The following is a 14,251-nucleotide window of genomic DNA, read 5'->3' on the forward strand; positions in this document are numbered from 1 at the left end:
CAGCGTTCGTCCTGAGCCAGGATCAAACTCTCTTTAAAATAAATCGAATTTGAATACTTATTCAACACCGTGAATAAGTTTCCTTAGCGTCACAAATTGACTTTGCTAGCTTGTTTCTTACTTTTTTTGGAAACATCTTTTTGTTTCCTGTCCTATGAATTGATTGGTGAAACATCTGTTTCATCGCTTTTTCATCTTCGTTTTGTTCAGTTTTCAAAGGTCACATTGCTTCTTTCAGCAACTCTTATATCTTACACCAGTCAGTATGTAAAGTCAATACTTTTTTTATTTCTAAAAAACTTTTTCAACCTCCACACATTTGGCTGGAACGTTTATAAATATACCATGTTTCAAAAGGCTTTGCAAGCATATTTACAAAAGTTTTTTCTCTTAGGAAAAATTGTTTTTTTACAGAAAATTATCCTCCGTTTAACTTTTAAAAAAGCGTGTAGCAATTTATAAATGCTACACGCTTTTTATTAGTCTCTATGTTTCATCGTAGGGAACAGCAATACATCTCTAATTGATGGCGCATTTGTAAGCAGCATAATCAAACGGTCCATGCCTATCCCTAAGCCGCCGGTTGGGGGCAAGCCTTGTTCAAGCGCTACTAGGAAGTCCTCGTCCATTTCGTGTGCTTCGTCATTTCCTTGTTCGCGTTCGATTAGTTGGGATTCAAAACGGGAGCGTTGGTCAATTGGGTCGTTTAGCTCCGAAAAGGCATTTGCGTGTTCGCGTCCAACAATGAAGAGTTCAAAACGGTCGGTGAAACGACTGTCAGTTTTACTCATTTTAGCCAGAGGAGAGATTTCAACTGGGTGTCCGTATACGAATGTTGGTTGAATGAGCTTTTCTTCGACGAAAGTCTCGAAAAATTCGTTTAGAATATGGCCATATGTCATGTGTTCTGTGATTTCGACATTGTGTTTTTTCGCAAGTTCGCGAGCTTCTTCAGTTGTGACATTCCATAAATCAACACCTGCATATTCTTTGACAGCGTCTGCCATGTGGATTCGCGTCCAGCCTGGTGCTAGTTTTACTTCGTGTTCGCCGTAAGTTACCGTTGTTCCACCTGTAGTTTTTTCCGCTACGTAGGATACGAGCCCTTCGACTAAGTCCATCACATCTTCAAAATCCTCATATGCAGCATAGGATTCAAGCATTGTGAATTCTGGGTTATGGCGAGTTGAAATTCCTTCGTTGCGGAAAACTCGGCCGATTTCGTAGACTTTGTCCATACCTCCTACGATAAGGCGTTTTAAATGGAGTTCTAGTGCGATACGCAAATACAAGTCCATGTCAAGCGCGTTGTGGTGCGTTGTAAATGGTTTTGCGGCTGCTCCGCCGGCAACAGTGTGCAACACCGGCGTCTCGACTTCTAAATAACCGTTATCATCTAAATAGTCGCGTGTATATTTTAAGATTTTGCTACGCATAACAAAACGCTTTTGGCTTTCTTCGTTGGTAATGAGATCTAAATAACGTTGACGGTATCTTTGCTCCACATCTTTTAAGCCGTGGTATTTATCTGGAAGCGGGCGAAGCGCTTTTGTCAGCATCATAAAATCCGTTGCTTTAACCGAAAGTTCCCCAGTGTTTGTGCGGAAAACAGTTCCTTTAATGCCAATGATATCGCCTAGATCCGCTAGTTTAAAGACATCGTATTTTTCCTCACCGATATTATCTTTGCGGATGTATATTTGAACTTGGTGGAAACGATCCTGAATGTGCGTGAAGCCAACCTTCCCTTTTACGCGTTTTGTCATGATTCGTCCCGCGACAGAAACTTCGATATTTGCTTCTTCTAAGTCTTCCTTTGATTTGTCCTTGTATTTTACTTCCATTTCTTCCGGGCTAATGGAACGGACAAATTTTTCACCAAAGGGATCTACACCGATATTCCGCAAAGTATCAACTTTTTCACGGCGAACGATTAACTGATCATTTAATTCTTCGTGGTTTTCGTGAGTCATATCATGACACTCCTATTCTTTTCATTATAAACAGATGATTTCATTATACGCTTTTTATATACTATTTTTCCACCCTAATTATAGAAAAAGTTGACACAAATTTGCGTGCCAACTTTTAAAAGTGAATTTAAGACGGTTTAATCAGGTTTTTCTCTTCATATTGATTAACGAAATCAAGTAGAATTTTTTCCATTTCTGCCTTTTCAGTCGCTTGATTCACCGCAACTTTTGCTCGAGTGCTCCCACGCGCGCCTTTTAAATAGTAAGCGGCATGTTGACGAAACTCACGAACCGCAATATTTTCACCTTTAAGTGCGATTAAGCGGTCTAAGTGGAGCAAGGCCGTTTCAATTTTTTCGCGCGGTTCTGGTTCTGGCATAAGTTCGCCCGTCTCCAAATATTTCACCGTACGATAAATCATCCACGGGTTCCCAAGTGCAGCACGACCAATCATGACACCGTCAGCACCCGTTTCTTCAAGCATTCGTTTGGCATCTTCTGGCGTTTTCACATCGCCGTTTCCCATAAACGGAATTTTGATAGCCTTTTTTACATCGCGCAAGATATCCCAATTTGCGACACCTTCGTACATTTGTACACGCGTCCGCCCGTGCATCGCAATTGCTGCGGCACCAGCGCTTTCAGCAGCCAAGGCATTTTCTACAGCAAAAACATGCTCATCATCCCAGCCAATACGCATTTTCACGGTAACTGGCTTGTCAATTGCCGCCACGACTGCTTTTACCATATCGTGCACTTTGTTCGGGTCAAGCAACCATTTGGCGCCCGCTTCACATTTAATAATTTTATTAACTGGACAGCCCATGTTAATGTCGATAATGTCCGCCGTCGTATTTTCTGCAACAAATTTCGCAGCTTCCACAAGCGTTTCCTTCTCACCGCCAAAAATTTGTAAGCTTAACGGCTTTTCTTTTTCATCTATATAGAGCATATCAATCGTTTTTTGGTTGCGGTACTCAATGCCTTTGCCGCTAATCATTTCGCAGCACACTAGGCCAGCACCAAATTCTTTCACTGTAAGTCTAAAAGCGGAGTTTGATATTCCGGCCATCGGAGCAACGACTACACGGTTTTTAATCTCCACATCACCAATTTGAAACATGCTTTTAAAGCCCCTTCCTCTTTCCTTTTTCATACGCTAGTGTTATGTTAACACAGTTTAAAAGTTTCGCAAGTGCTTTTTTTACCACTTTAGATGAAAATTTGTCCGTTTTATCCCTTGATTTTCGATTAATTTTTCAACTAAGTAAGTTTTGGCGACTTCCTCCGCAATTTCTGAAAGAGGCAACATCACAAAGGCTCTTTCCTGCATAAAAGGGTGTGGAATTTTGAGTTTTTCGGTATCGATTTGAATGTCATCATAGAGCAAAACATCTACATCGATGAGCCGCGGTCCCCATTTAAACAAGCGCACGCGACCGAGTTCCTTTTCAACATTTAAACATGTATCGAGAAGCGCTTCTGGCGCGAGGCTTGTCTCGATTTGAACGGCAATGTTAAAAAATATATCCTGATCCTCATAACCAACTGGCTCCGTTTGGTAAACACTGGAAACTTTTTCAACAGTGATGTTCGGATTTTCTGCCAGCAATTTAACCGCTTGCGTGAGATTTTCCAACTTTTCACCAATGTTAGAACCGAGAGATAAAAATGCTTGCGCCATTTAGTCCACACTCCGCTCACGATAAATTTCAACCGCAACAGAATGATAATGGCCCGGAATTGGCGGATTCGGTTTAATGACTTTCACTGTGACGGCTTCAAGCTTTGCATAATCTCGCAAAACTTCCGTAGCAATTGTTTCCGCAAGTGCTTCAATCAATTTGAACTCTCGCGCCTCAGTAATTTCCTTCACCGTTTCGTAAACGTCCGCATAACTTACCGTATCCTCAACGCTATCCGTCCGCCCTGCTTCTTTCGTCGATAAATGAAGCACCAGAGACACTTGAAAAACTTGCCCCAACTGGTTTTCTTGCGGCAAAACACCATGATAACCATAGAAATTTAGTTCATTTAAGTAGATTTTATCCATTTTCTCACCCTTTTTCGTTTTTTAAAGCAATATGTCCCATAATAGCATCTGTCATTCTAACCATTCTTGCTATTTCAAGCACATCGTGAACACGAACAATACGACAGCCTTTCGCCAGACCGTACACGACGGTTGCTCCCGTGCCTTCAATACGATCGTTTGTTTCTAGGTTTAAAACTTGACCGATTGTTGACTTACGGCTCGTTCCAAGTAAAACTTCAAAGCCTAGCGCGACAATTTCGTCAATGCGGCGTAGGACTTCCAAATTTTGCTCAACCGATTTTGCAAATCCAAATCCCGGATCTAAAATAATATGTTCATCTTTAACGCCAGCCCGCCGACAAATTGCAACACTTTCTTCTAGGTCAGCCTTCACTTCTTCCATAAAATTTTCATAATCCCGGTCCATTCGGTTATGCATCAAACAAATCGGAATATCATATTTAGCAGCAATTGCCGCCATTTTAGAATCTTTTTTCGCGCCCCATTGATCATTTAACAGATCGGCACCAGCGAGCACTGCTGCTTCCGCCACCTCACTGCGCCATGTATCAATGGATAAATATATATTTGGCAGCGCCTTGCGTAGAGCTTTAATAACAGGAATAACACGGTTTGTTTCCTCATGAATCGAAACCTCCGAATGTCCCGGGCGAGTGGAAACACCACCAACATCAATAATACTAGCACCATCTCGCACCATCTTTTCAGCATGTAAAACAGCTTCCTGCACGACCATATATGCGCCACCATCTGAAAATGAATCTGGTGTAATATTTAAAATCCCCATCACTAGACTGGTTTGTGACTTTTCCCATTTTTTAACCAATAGCCTCACCTCTCTTCATTATTATAGCATCAAAATAGCTCATATCAGCCTCTTTTGTTTTAAAGCACATAAAAAACCAACGTGGAAAAGGGAGTAAACCACGTTGGTCAAAAAGGGAGTTTTGGGATTTTCATTTAAAGGGGAGAAATGAAAATGTTTTGTTGTTGTTAGCTTATGACTATATAATAAACAGATTTCCCTAAAATCTACTGTGAGAAAAATGAAAGTTCATTAAGAAATCAATTTTTTTCTTCTCATTCTATTTTTTATTTCATAAAGATAGTAAAACTTCGCCAAATCTAGCTTTATCAATGATTCTATAGCCACCTCTTGAATGAAAAGGTATAATAAAATGATCGTCTACCTTTGACGAATTTCGTTAGAGGGCAGGTGCACACATGGCAATTCTATATACCAGTTTAATTGCGCCGATTGTAGTTGGTTGCGTAATTACGCTTTTCAAACACATATTAGAAGGTCGGCGTAATGGAATTTAGACGACAACAAACTTCTGAACCCATAAAAAATACCCTAGCTCTGACCAGTTAGGGTATTTGGGTGTCACAATGACAATTCTTATACAACTATATTTTAACAGATTTCAAAATCTTTGCGAATATACGTTTTCTTTTAGACATAAAAAACCAGTGTGGAAAAGGGAGTAACCACACTGGCTAAAAAAGGGAGTTTTGGGATTTTCATTTAAAAGGGGAAAATGAAAATGTTTTGTTTGTTGTTAGCTTATAACTATATAATAAACAGATTTCCCTAAAATCTTCTGTGAGGAAAATGAAAGTTTGTTAAGAGTTTCATTTTCTTTTTTTCATTTTACGCAAACAAAAACCAATGCGGAAAAAAGGGAGTAAACCGCATTGGTCCAAAAGGGAGTTTTGGATTTTCATTCTAAAAAGGGAAAGAAATGAAAATGTTTTGTTTGTTGTTAGCTTATAAATGCATCATACGCGCAAAAAAAGTGTTTCTACTGTGTAGAAGATTAGAAAAAGATTAGAATTTTATTTCTATACATAAAAAGAGATGAGTGACGACACTCATCTCCTTCTATTATCTATTACTCATCAAAATTATATAACGCAGTGCTTAAATAGCGTTCACCGTTGCTCGCCACAACTGCAAGCACTTTTTTTCCTTCGCCAAGCTCCTTAGCAAGGTCTAAAGCAGCTTTAATTGTCGCTCCAGAAGAAATCCCAACTAAAATCCCTTCTTTTTTCGCAACTTCACGCGCGGTAACTAGAGCATCTTCACTAGCCACTTTAAGGACACCATCATATACTTTTGTATCCAGTGTATCTGGAACAAATCCAGCCCCAATGCCTTGGATTTTATGCGGCGAAGGAGCACCACCACTTAATACAGGCGATTCTTCTGGTTCTAAAGCATAGATTTTAATATCCGGATAATTTTTTCGTAACACGTGTCCTGCACCAGTAACAGTACCACCAGTTCCTACGCCGGAAATGAACGCGTCAAGCCCATCTTTACCGAAAGCTTCGACAATCTCTGGACCAGTCGTTTTTTCATGAACCTGTGGGTTTGCAGGGTTGTGAAATTGTTGCGGGATAAAATAACCATGTTCTTTAGCAAGTTCATCTGCTTTTTGAATGGCCCCTTTCATACCGTCTGCACCTTTTGTGAGCACAAGTTCTGCACCGTATGCTTGAAGAAGTTTACGTCTTTCAAGGCTCATTGTATCTGGCATAACGAAAATTGCATGGTACCCTTTTGCAGCTGCTACCATCGCAAGACCAATTCCTGTGTTTCCACTTGTCGGCTCAATGATTGTATCACCAGGCTTCAAGACACCTTCTTTTTCAGCTGCTTCAATCATAGCATTTGCAATGCGATCTTTCACGCTCCCACCTGGATTTTGAAATTCTAACTTCACATAAACGTCCGCACTACCTTTTTCCGGTAAGCGATTTAACTTTACAATAGGGGTATTTCCAATTAATTCTGTAATTGAATTCGCAATTTTCATTTCAACACTCCTCCAAATAGCTTTTCTTTTACTTTACCTAATTCCGAGTTGTTTTGTCAATTTTAAAAATCGATTGGGAATCTTTATCGTTTGAAACAGCTTTCTAATGTATTTTTATGGTAAGAATGGTGGCGACGAGTGATTAAATAAAAAATCATCCGCATAACGCGGATGATTTTTTATTTCGCTTCTTCATATAAACTTTCCAACTCTTCTTCCGAAAAATGGTAATGGTTTCGGCAAAAATGGCATTCCGTTTCCGCCCCGTGTTCTTCATCAATCATTGCACGAATTTCGTCTTTGCCTAATGAAATAATCGCTGTTTTAAAGCGCTCTTTTGAACAGTTGCATTCAAAACGGACAGGAATCGTTTCTAAAATTTTTACTTTTTCAGCACCACCCGCAAGAAGCGCGATGATACTTTCTGGCGTTTCCCCGCTATCAATCATGCGCGAAACAGTTGGGCATTTCGCCAAATTCTTTTCGATTTCGGTAATTAGCGCGTCATCAGCACCTGGCAGAAGTTGCAGCATAAAACCGCCGGCCGCTTTGATTGTCGTATCAGGATTAACAAGGACGCCTACACCTACAGATGAGTTGATTTGTTCGGAGTTTGCCAAATAATACGTGAAGTCCTCAGCAATTTCCCCTGATACAATTGGAATTTGGCCAGTAAAATTTTCGCCAAAACCTAAGTCTTTTACAATAGAAAGCGTTCCTTCTGTCCCAACGCCGCGGCGCACATCTAGTTTCCCGGCTTCATTTAAATCCGCAAAATTGACGTGCGGATTAGTGACGTAACCGCGGACCCCACCTTGCGTATTACTATCCGCAATAATTGCGCCGATTGGGCCATTTCCTTCAATTTTTGCTGTGATTTTCTGATTTTCTTTTTGCATCGCACCTAAAAAGAGCGTCGCTGTCATCGTACGGCCAAGCGCAGCGGAAGCTACCGGCCACGTATCATGGCGCCTTTGCCCTTCGCTAACTGTTTCTGTTGTAATCGCTGCATAAATTCGCACGCGACCATCATATGCTAAAGCTTTCACTAAATAATCGTTCATTTCTTTTCTCCTTTATTTCGCTTATATAATACGTACAATCCTTTTAAGGTTAAAAAGGGATCCACCACATCGACAAGTGTCGATTTCTCAGTAATCAGACGCGCCAAACCACCAGTCGCGACAACAATTGGGTTTGTTCCGGCTTCTTTTTTCATCACCGAAATAATCCCTTCACATTGGCCGATGAAGCCATAAAAAATGCCGGCCTGCATAGAGGTCACTGTCGTCTTGCCAATTACGTTTTGCGAAGCTTTTATATCCACCCGAGGTAGTTTTGCGGCGTGATTGTAAAGTGCTTCCGTCGCCGTCATGATGCCTGGTGCAATTGCTCCGCCTTGATAGGTGCCTTTTTCGTCAATGTAGCAAAATGTTGTGGCTGTGCCAAAATCAACAATAATAATCGGGCTTTTGTATTCTTCAAGAGCCGCGACCGCATTCACAATTCTGTCGGCGCCCAGTTCCCGCGGATTTTCCACTTTTAAATTCAAACCCGTTTTAATCCCTGGCCCGACAACGAGCGGTTCAACTTGAAAATAGCGTGTGCTCATCGTTTGAACAGCATGCATAACGGGTGGCACTACCGAACAAATCACAACGTCCGTCACTTGTTCTGGTAATATTTTTTCATGGTTTAAAAAGCTTAATACGAGCATCCCTAATTCATCTGCCGTCCTCGCCTTATCTGTCGCAATCCGAAAAGTCCGCTTCAACTCCTCACCGTCATAAACCCCAAACGTGCAATTTGTATTTCCTACGTCGATGACTAAAATCATTGCTTTCACACCTCGTTTTTGTTCTAAGAAAGGACTAAGCACGTATGCTTAGTCCTTTCTATTATTATTCGTTGTCTTTTTTATCTTGTGGTTTTTCTTCTGCACTTTCAGCTTCTTCTGATGTCGTTTCTTGCGTTTTCTCTTCAGTTGCTTCTTCGTGCTTCAATTCCGCTTTTTCTTCATCAAAAGATTTTGGTTCTTCATCATCTTTTTCGGAAGGATATTCTTCAACCGTTAATGTATCCGCATCTGGAGGCATTACACCGTCATCAAATAGCGAACGAATTTGGCGAGCATCTAGCGTTTCCACTTCAAGAAGTGTTTCCGCGATTAGAACATGTTGCTCTTTATGTTCTAAAAGAATATTTTTGGCGCGGTCGTAACAGTAGCGAATAAGGCTTTGAACTTCTGTGTCAATTTCATAAGCAATCTTATCAGAGAATCCTTTATCGCTCCCGAAGTCGCGACCCATGAACACTTGACCGTTTCCTGATGTGAATTGAAGCGGTCCAATTTTATCACTCATACCCCATTCTGTTACCATGCGGCGTGCAATTTCTGTTGCGCGTTCAAAGTCATTACTTGCGCCTGTTGTAACTTCACCGAACGTAATTTCTTCAGCAACACGTCCACCAAGCAAGCCCGTAATTCGGTCAAGAAGTTCTGCTTTCGTCATTAAGAAGCGGTCTTCTTTCGGAAGCATGACAGCGTAACCGCCGGCTTGTCCACGTGGAACAATGGTTACTTTATGAACTGTTTCGGCTTCATCAAGCACCATACCAACAACTGTATGTCCACTTTCGTGGTAAGCAACTGTGCGGCGTTCTTTTTTAGAAATAACGCGATTTTTCTTAGCAGGACCAGCAATAACGCGGTCGCTCGCTTCGTCTAAATCACTCATATCAATTTGCTTTTTATCAGCACGAGCAGCAACTAATGCCGCTTCATTTAGTAAGTTTTCTAGGTCTGCCCCGGAGAAACCAGGCGTACGTTGCGCAATCGCTTTTAAATCAACACTTTTGGCTAAAGGTTTGTTTCTAGCGTGTACGCGTAATACTGCTTCACGGCCTTTTACGTCTGGGCGGTCAACCATAATTTGACGGTCAAAACGGCCTGGACGAAGAAGGGCTGGGTCAAGTACATCTGCACGGTTCGTTGCTGCGATAATGATAATACCTTCATTACCACCGAAACCATCCATTTCAACGAGCAATTGGTTAAGCGTTTGTTCACGTTCATCGTGACCACCGCCCATGCCAGCACCACGCTGACGACCTACAGCATCAATTTCATCGATAAAGATAATACATGGCGCATTTTTCTTCGCATTTTCGAACAAATCACGAACACGGCTCGCACCGACACCAACAAACATTTCTACAAAGTCAGAACCACTGATTGAGAAGAATGGCACACCCGCTTCTCCTGCTACAGCACGGGCAAGTAACGTTTTACCTGTTCCCGGTGGTCCGACTAAAAGCACACCTTTTGGAATACGTGCACCTAAATCAGCAAATTTACGCGGATCTTTCAAGAACTCAACCACTTCAACAAGTTCTTGTTTCTCCTCATCTGCTCCTGCAACATCTGTAAATCGCACTTTCTTCTTATCGTCATTGTAAAGTTTTGCTTTGCTCTTACCAAAGCTCATCACTTTACCACCGCCACCACCTTGTGACTGGCTCATTAAGAAGAAGAACAGGATAATGATAATTAGGAACGGAATAATGGAAGAAAGGAAGGTAACCCATCCATTATTTTGTTTAGCTGGGACAACTTCCCATTTAGTTTTATTGCTATCTGCTTCTTTTTGCATATCCGTTAATAGCGTATCACTACTAAGCGCATAAGTTGTGAAGGCCGTATCACTTTTATTTTGGCCTAATACTTTCTTATCATCCTCTGATGATTTATCTGAAGATTTAAATTCACCTTCAATTGTATAAACACTGCGATCAGGTTGGATAGTAAATGATTTTACATCCCCGTCCTCCAGTTTCGTCATAAACTCTGAATAACTAATATCCTTGGCTGCCTCTTTATTATTGTTAAAGGAAGCTACAATTCCAATGATGACTAGGAATATTATGACATAAAATATTGCATTTCTAAAAAATCTGTTCATTCCGTACCTCCTCCCACGTAAGAGCCTGGATTATACTTTTAAAATTGGCTTCAAGGAAACAACAAACTTTTCCCTATTTTTCCGAAAAAACACATCCGAAATTCAATTTCTCTCACGAAGATTCATTTATTAGTAAAGTCATTCCCCAATAGGTATTATGAGCTAAAAAACTAAGATTAATAATAGCATAACGCTGGCGTGTTGCCTACTAATTTGCATGTTTCGCAAAATTTCTACTTACTTTATCAACCTTTTTACTTATACTTTACATTTTAGCAAAAAAGCGTGGCAAAAGTGAAATTTTATCACTCCGAATAAATTTCCGGTTTTAAAACACCAATATACGGTAAGTTACGATATCTTTCAGCAAAATCAAGTCCGTACCCAACGACAAATTCATTTGGGACAATAAACCCAACATAGTCGGCATCAATATCAACATTTCGGCCTTCTGGTTTATCGAGTAACGTTACGAGCTTCACCGATTTTGCTTTTCGATACTTAATCAAGTCTACTAAATAACTAAGTGTACGTCCGCTATCAATAATATCTTCTACAATTAAAACATCTCGTCCTTCAACAGATGTATTTAAATCTTTAATGATTTTGACTTCACCAGACGAAACCATGCCATTTCCGTAACTTGAAACGTCCATGAAATCCATTTCTAAGTAGGTGTCGACTCGTTTAATTAAATCTGTCATAAACGGCGTTGCACCTTTTAACACGCCAATAACTAGCGGATTACGTCCCTCATATTCTGTCGTTAACTCAACACCAAGCTCACGAATCTTCTTTTGAATTTCCTCTTCACTAATTAGCACCTTTTGAATATCGTTATGCATGCTTTTCTTTCCTCCTAAATTCTTGCTATACCTCATAATAAATTGCTTTTTTTCGCGACTTGGTTTTACAACATAACAGGATTCCTTAACACCTGGCACCCACAAAACTTTCCCATTATCATCTGTTACAACAGGAATCGTATCTCGTAAGAATTTAGGGATTTTAGCATCGATAAAAATGTCTTTTAATTTTTTCGTCCCGCCAGTCCCTTTGAGTGTCATTCTGTCACCCGGAAGGCGATTACGAATAACAAGGGGTAAGGAAACGGCCTCAGCATCTATAATAATGCCATTTAGGCCTGCTGTTTGAACGACAGAGCTTTTTTGTCGCATTTTAAAAACAGAACCGTCTAACATTTCAATCCGATCATTCGGAGCTATCTGATAATAAAATTCCTTCTTTACCTCTTCTTTATAGAAAAATGCTTCTAGTTGGTCATATGTACGCCTAAAGATGACGTTTTTTGGCAAATTGAGTGTGGCAGAAGGATTATTTCCATGAATAACACCATAAATTGCTTCTATATGACGCTTTGAAATATCTTGAATATCATTATTATACAGATATTTTAATAGTAAATGAATTATGCGCCGTTGTAAAGGATTCGCCATATTTTCTACTGCATTTCGCTCTATTTTAACAAAGCCCTCTTCTTTTACAGCAATTTTCTCAAATTCGGACAGTGCCATTTCATCTAAAAAGTGAAAATCCTCCCACGTTTCATCCGAAAAATTTTTAAAATGCTCAGCAATGCCAACGTTTTCCTTTTCAAGTAGCGGAACAATATGTTTTCTAAAACGATTCCGCGTAAAATTATCCATTTCATTAGATGCATCGACAACAAATGGAAGCTTATGTTCCGACGTATAGGCTAAAATATCTTTTTTCGAAACGGAAAGAAACGGACGAATAACATGACCTTCACCCAGCATACGCATAGGACGGATTCCAGAAAGCCCCGTACCTGAACTTCCGCGAACAAGACGCATCAAAATCGTTTCAATTTGATCATCAGCATGGTGCGCAAGCGCAATTTTCTGAATCCCCGACTCCAGCATCGACTCCTCAAAAAAACGATACCTCACAAGACGCGCCGTCTCTTCAATCCCTCTTTTTTCAGAAACCGCCAAGCTCTGAACGTCTACTTTCTTTTGGATAAAAGCAAGATTGTGCCTCTCCGCAAAGCTGCGAACGAAATCCGCTTCCTCGTCTGACTCAGCGCGAAGCAAATGATTCACGTGGAGAACAACTAGATTGTTTGCGCCTTGGCGATTCATTAGGAAATGCAGCAACGCCAAAGAATCCGGACCACCTGAAACTGCGACAAGCAACTTTTCATTTGGCCGGATTAGGTCATATTTCACTATTTCATTTTCAACACGTCTTAAAAAATCATCCATGAAAAAAGACCTTTCTTCCATCTTTATATGAGAAAACAAGGATGGGCTTCACCCATCCTAATTTATTTCTATAATCGGTTTAGCCGCGACGAGCGCCACGACCACCACGTTTTGATTCTGTTTGACGTTTAATTGTCGATAGACGATCTTCACTATCTTTTAAAAATTGAGCCATGATATCTTCAAAATTCTCCGCTGGCTTCGCACTTCTTACCGGCTTCTTATTGAATTTAGGCTTCTTATCGTAATTGCGTTCTGGACGCTCTGGACGATCTACAGCTTTACGAATTGAAAGACCAATTTTCCCGTCATCAGAAACATTCATAATTTTAACGGTAACTTCATCCCCAACAGTCAAAATATCATTAATATCTTTCACATAATTATCTGCAACCTCACTAATATGGACCAGACCTGTTTTGCCACCTTCAAGCTCCACAAACGCTCCAAAATTAGTAATCCCAGTAACTTTCCCTTGCAACTTGTTGCCTACTTCGATCGACATAAAAAAAAGCTTCCTCCTTAAAAATCACTCTTTACAACATTTATTATAACGTTATTTAAAGCCATGTCAAAATAGTTTGCTCTACTAATTTGACGATGTTTTTTTCTCATCATCTCCAGTTGGCGTATTAAAAATAATCTCGCCTTCCTTCGAAAGATAATACTCGCTTCTAGCTAGTTTCGCAATATAATCATCATCATGCAATTTATTGATTTGACTCTTCAAAGCTTTTTCTTCCTTTTTTGAATCAGCGAGCTTTTGCTCTGTTTTTACTTTTTCAGTTTTTTTCTCTTGTAACAATAATGCTTGTTTTGTATAAGTGAAAAATAACGCACCGAAAACAATGACTAAAACAACTACAAGGCCTGTAAGCCTTCTAGCTAAGGCAACGCGACGACGATTTTTAATTTTCTTCAACGTTTGCGTGTCTTTAATATAGCGATTCTGCATACGCGTCACATTTTTTTCATTCTTCATCTATCGCACCTCCTAGTCAAGTAAAAAGATTCTCCTATCTAAAATAATAACAATTTTTTTTCTGTTTGTCTATTGGTATCCGTGAAATCGACTATTTTTTTACAAAAATAAAAACCGTTGAAAAAACAATGACTACGTAGGCTTAAAATTCTTTTCCCATTGGTTAATTTTTTATGTTAAACTAAAACGATAATTGTCAAAACATAAAAA

At 40.0% G+C, this 14,251-nt stretch carries 13 protein-coding genes; 1 reads left to right on the plus strand and 12 read right to left on the minus strand.

Annotated elements, in window-relative coordinates:
• Window positions 1–479: 479 nt before the first annotated feature.
• The 5 genes from lysS to folP form a co-directional block, all read right to left on the minus strand.
• Entirely contained in the window at window positions 480–1,973 is a 1,494-nt protein-coding gene (gene lysS, locus CFT42_RS08315; RefSeq protein WP_088815901.1) for a lysine--tRNA ligase, read from the minus strand.
• A 127-nt stretch (window positions 1,974–2,100) separates the two neighbouring features.
• Complete coding sequence (gene dusB, locus CFT42_RS08320; RefSeq protein ID WP_088810738.1) at window positions 2,101–3,096, minus strand: tRNA dihydrouridine synthase DusB; 996 nt, start codon at window positions 3,094–3,096, stop codon at window positions 2,101–2,103.
• Window positions 3,097–3,177: 81 nt separating this feature from the next.
• Complete coding sequence (gene folK / locus CFT42_RS08325) at window positions 3,178–3,657, minus strand: 2-amino-4-hydroxy-6-hydroxymethyldihydropteridine diphosphokinase (protein ID WP_088810739.1); 480 nt, start codon at window positions 3,655–3,657, stop codon at window positions 3,178–3,180.
• Entirely contained in the window at window positions 3,658–4,026 is a 369-nt protein-coding gene (gene folB / locus CFT42_RS08330) for a dihydroneopterin aldolase (protein WP_088810740.1), read from the minus strand.
• 4 nt (window positions 4,027–4,030) lie between these two features.
• The gene (gene folP, locus CFT42_RS08335) at window positions 4,031–4,816 is read right to left on the minus strand and encodes a dihydropteroate synthase (protein ID WP_088815973.1); all 786 of its coding nucleotides are present in this window, start codon (window positions 4,814–4,816) and stop codon (window positions 4,031–4,033) included.
• A gap of 437 nt (window positions 4,817–5,253) precedes the next feature.
• Between folP and CFT42_RS14665 the strand changes: the two genes are divergently transcribed.
• Window positions 5,254–5,352: a type I toxin-antitoxin system Fst family toxin gene (locus CFT42_RS14665; RefSeq protein ID WP_117590152.1), complete on the plus strand. Its 99-nt coding sequence runs from the start codon at window positions 5,254–5,256 to the stop codon at window positions 5,350–5,352.
• Between the two features lie 572 nt (window positions 5,353–5,924).
• Here the strand turns inward: CFT42_RS14665 and cysK are convergent.
• The 7 genes from cysK to CFT42_RS08370 all read right to left on the minus strand — a co-directional run bounded on the left by cysK (window position 5,925) and on the right by CFT42_RS08370 (window position 14,041).
• A complete protein-coding gene (gene cysK, locus CFT42_RS08340; protein WP_088810741.1) occupies window positions 5,925–6,851 on the minus strand; it encodes a cysteine synthase A in 927 nt (308 codons plus the stop codon).
• 179 nt (window positions 6,852–7,030) lie between these two features.
• Window positions 7,031–7,915, minus strand: coding sequence for an Hsp33 family molecular chaperone HslO (gene hslO / locus CFT42_RS08345; RefSeq protein WP_088810742.1), 885 nt, complete (start codon window positions 7,913–7,915; stop codon window positions 7,031–7,033).
• Entirely contained in the window at window positions 7,912–8,688 is a 777-nt protein-coding gene (locus CFT42_RS08350) for a type III pantothenate kinase (RefSeq protein WP_088810743.1), read from the minus strand. Before CFT42_RS08350 ends, hslO begins: the two co-directional genes overlap by 4 nt.
• Window positions 8,689–8,752: 64 nt before the next feature.
• On the minus strand, window positions 8,753–10,813 hold the full coding sequence (ftsH, locus tag CFT42_RS08355) for an ATP-dependent zinc metalloprotease FtsH (protein WP_088815902.1): 2,061 nt from the start codon (window positions 10,811–10,813) through the stop codon (window positions 8,753–8,755).
• A gap of 305 nt (window positions 10,814–11,118) precedes the next feature.
• On the minus strand, window positions 11,119–13,059 hold the full coding sequence (gene hpt, locus CFT42_RS08360) for a hypoxanthine phosphoribosyltransferase (RefSeq protein ID WP_088810838.1): 1,941 nt from the start codon (window positions 13,057–13,059) through the stop codon (window positions 11,119–11,121).
• A 79-nt stretch (window positions 13,060–13,138) separates the two neighbouring features.
• Window positions 13,139–13,564 (minus strand): S1 domain-containing RNA-binding protein, encoded by a 426-nt coding sequence (locus CFT42_RS08365; protein WP_088810745.1) that lies wholly within the window; start codon window positions 13,562–13,564, stop codon window positions 13,139–13,141.
• A gap of 84 nt (window positions 13,565–13,648) precedes the next feature.
• On the minus strand, window positions 13,649–14,041 hold the full coding sequence (locus CFT42_RS08370) for an FtsB family cell division protein (protein WP_088810746.1): 393 nt from the start codon (window positions 14,039–14,041) through the stop codon (window positions 13,649–13,651).
• Window positions 14,042–14,251: the final 210 nt, after the last annotated feature.

The sequence above is a fragment of the Listeria goaensis genome, assembly GCF_900186125.1.
GTDB lineage: Bacteria > Bacillota > Bacilli > Lactobacillales > Listeriaceae > Listeria > Listeria goaensis.

Coding starts and splice junctions, on each gene's coding strand:
- lysS (WP_088815901.1), bottom strand. CDS start 1,973: ATGACTCACGAAAACCACGAAGAATTAAATGATCAGTTAATCGTTCGC.
- folB (WP_088810740.1), bottom strand. CDS start 4,026: ATGGATAAAATCTACTTAAATGAACTAAATTTCTATGGTTATCATGGT.
- hslO (WP_088810742.1), bottom strand. CDS start 7,915: ATGAACGATTATTTAGTGAAAGCTTTAGCATATGATGGTCGCGTGCGA.
- hpt (WP_088810838.1), bottom strand. CDS start 13,059: ATGGATGATTTTTTAAGACGTGTTGAAAATGAAATAGTGAAATATGAC.
- folK (WP_088810739.1), bottom strand. CDS start 3,657: ATGGCGCAAGCATTTTTATCTCTCGGTTCTAACATTGGTGAAAAGTTG.
- CFT42_RS14665 (WP_117590152.1), top strand. CDS start 5,254: ATGGCAATTCTATATACCAGTTTAATTGCGCCGATTGTAGTTGGTTGC.
- CFT42_RS08370 (WP_088810746.1), bottom strand. CDS start 14,041: ATGAAGAATGAAAAAAATGTGACGCGTATGCAGAATCGCTATATTAAA.
- ftsH (WP_088815902.1), bottom strand. CDS start 10,813: ATGAACAGATTTTTTAGAAATGCAATATTTTATGTCATAATATTCCTA.
- CFT42_RS08350 (WP_088810743.1), bottom strand. CDS start 8,688: ATGATTTTAGTCATCGACGTAGGAAATACAAATTGCACGTTTGGGGTT.
- CFT42_RS08365 (WP_088810745.1), bottom strand. CDS start 13,564: ATGTCGATCGAAGTAGGCAACAAGTTGCAAGGGAAAGTTACTGGGATT.
- cysK (WP_088810741.1), bottom strand. CDS start 6,851: ATGAAAATTGCGAATTCAATTACAGAATTAATTGGAAATACCCCTATT.
- dusB (WP_088810738.1), bottom strand. CDS start 3,096: ATGTTTCAAATTGGTGATGTGGAGATTAAAAACCGTGTAGTCGTTGCT.
- folP (WP_088815973.1), bottom strand. CDS start 4,816: ATGGGGATTTTAAATATTACACCAGATTCATTTTCAGATGGTGGCGCA.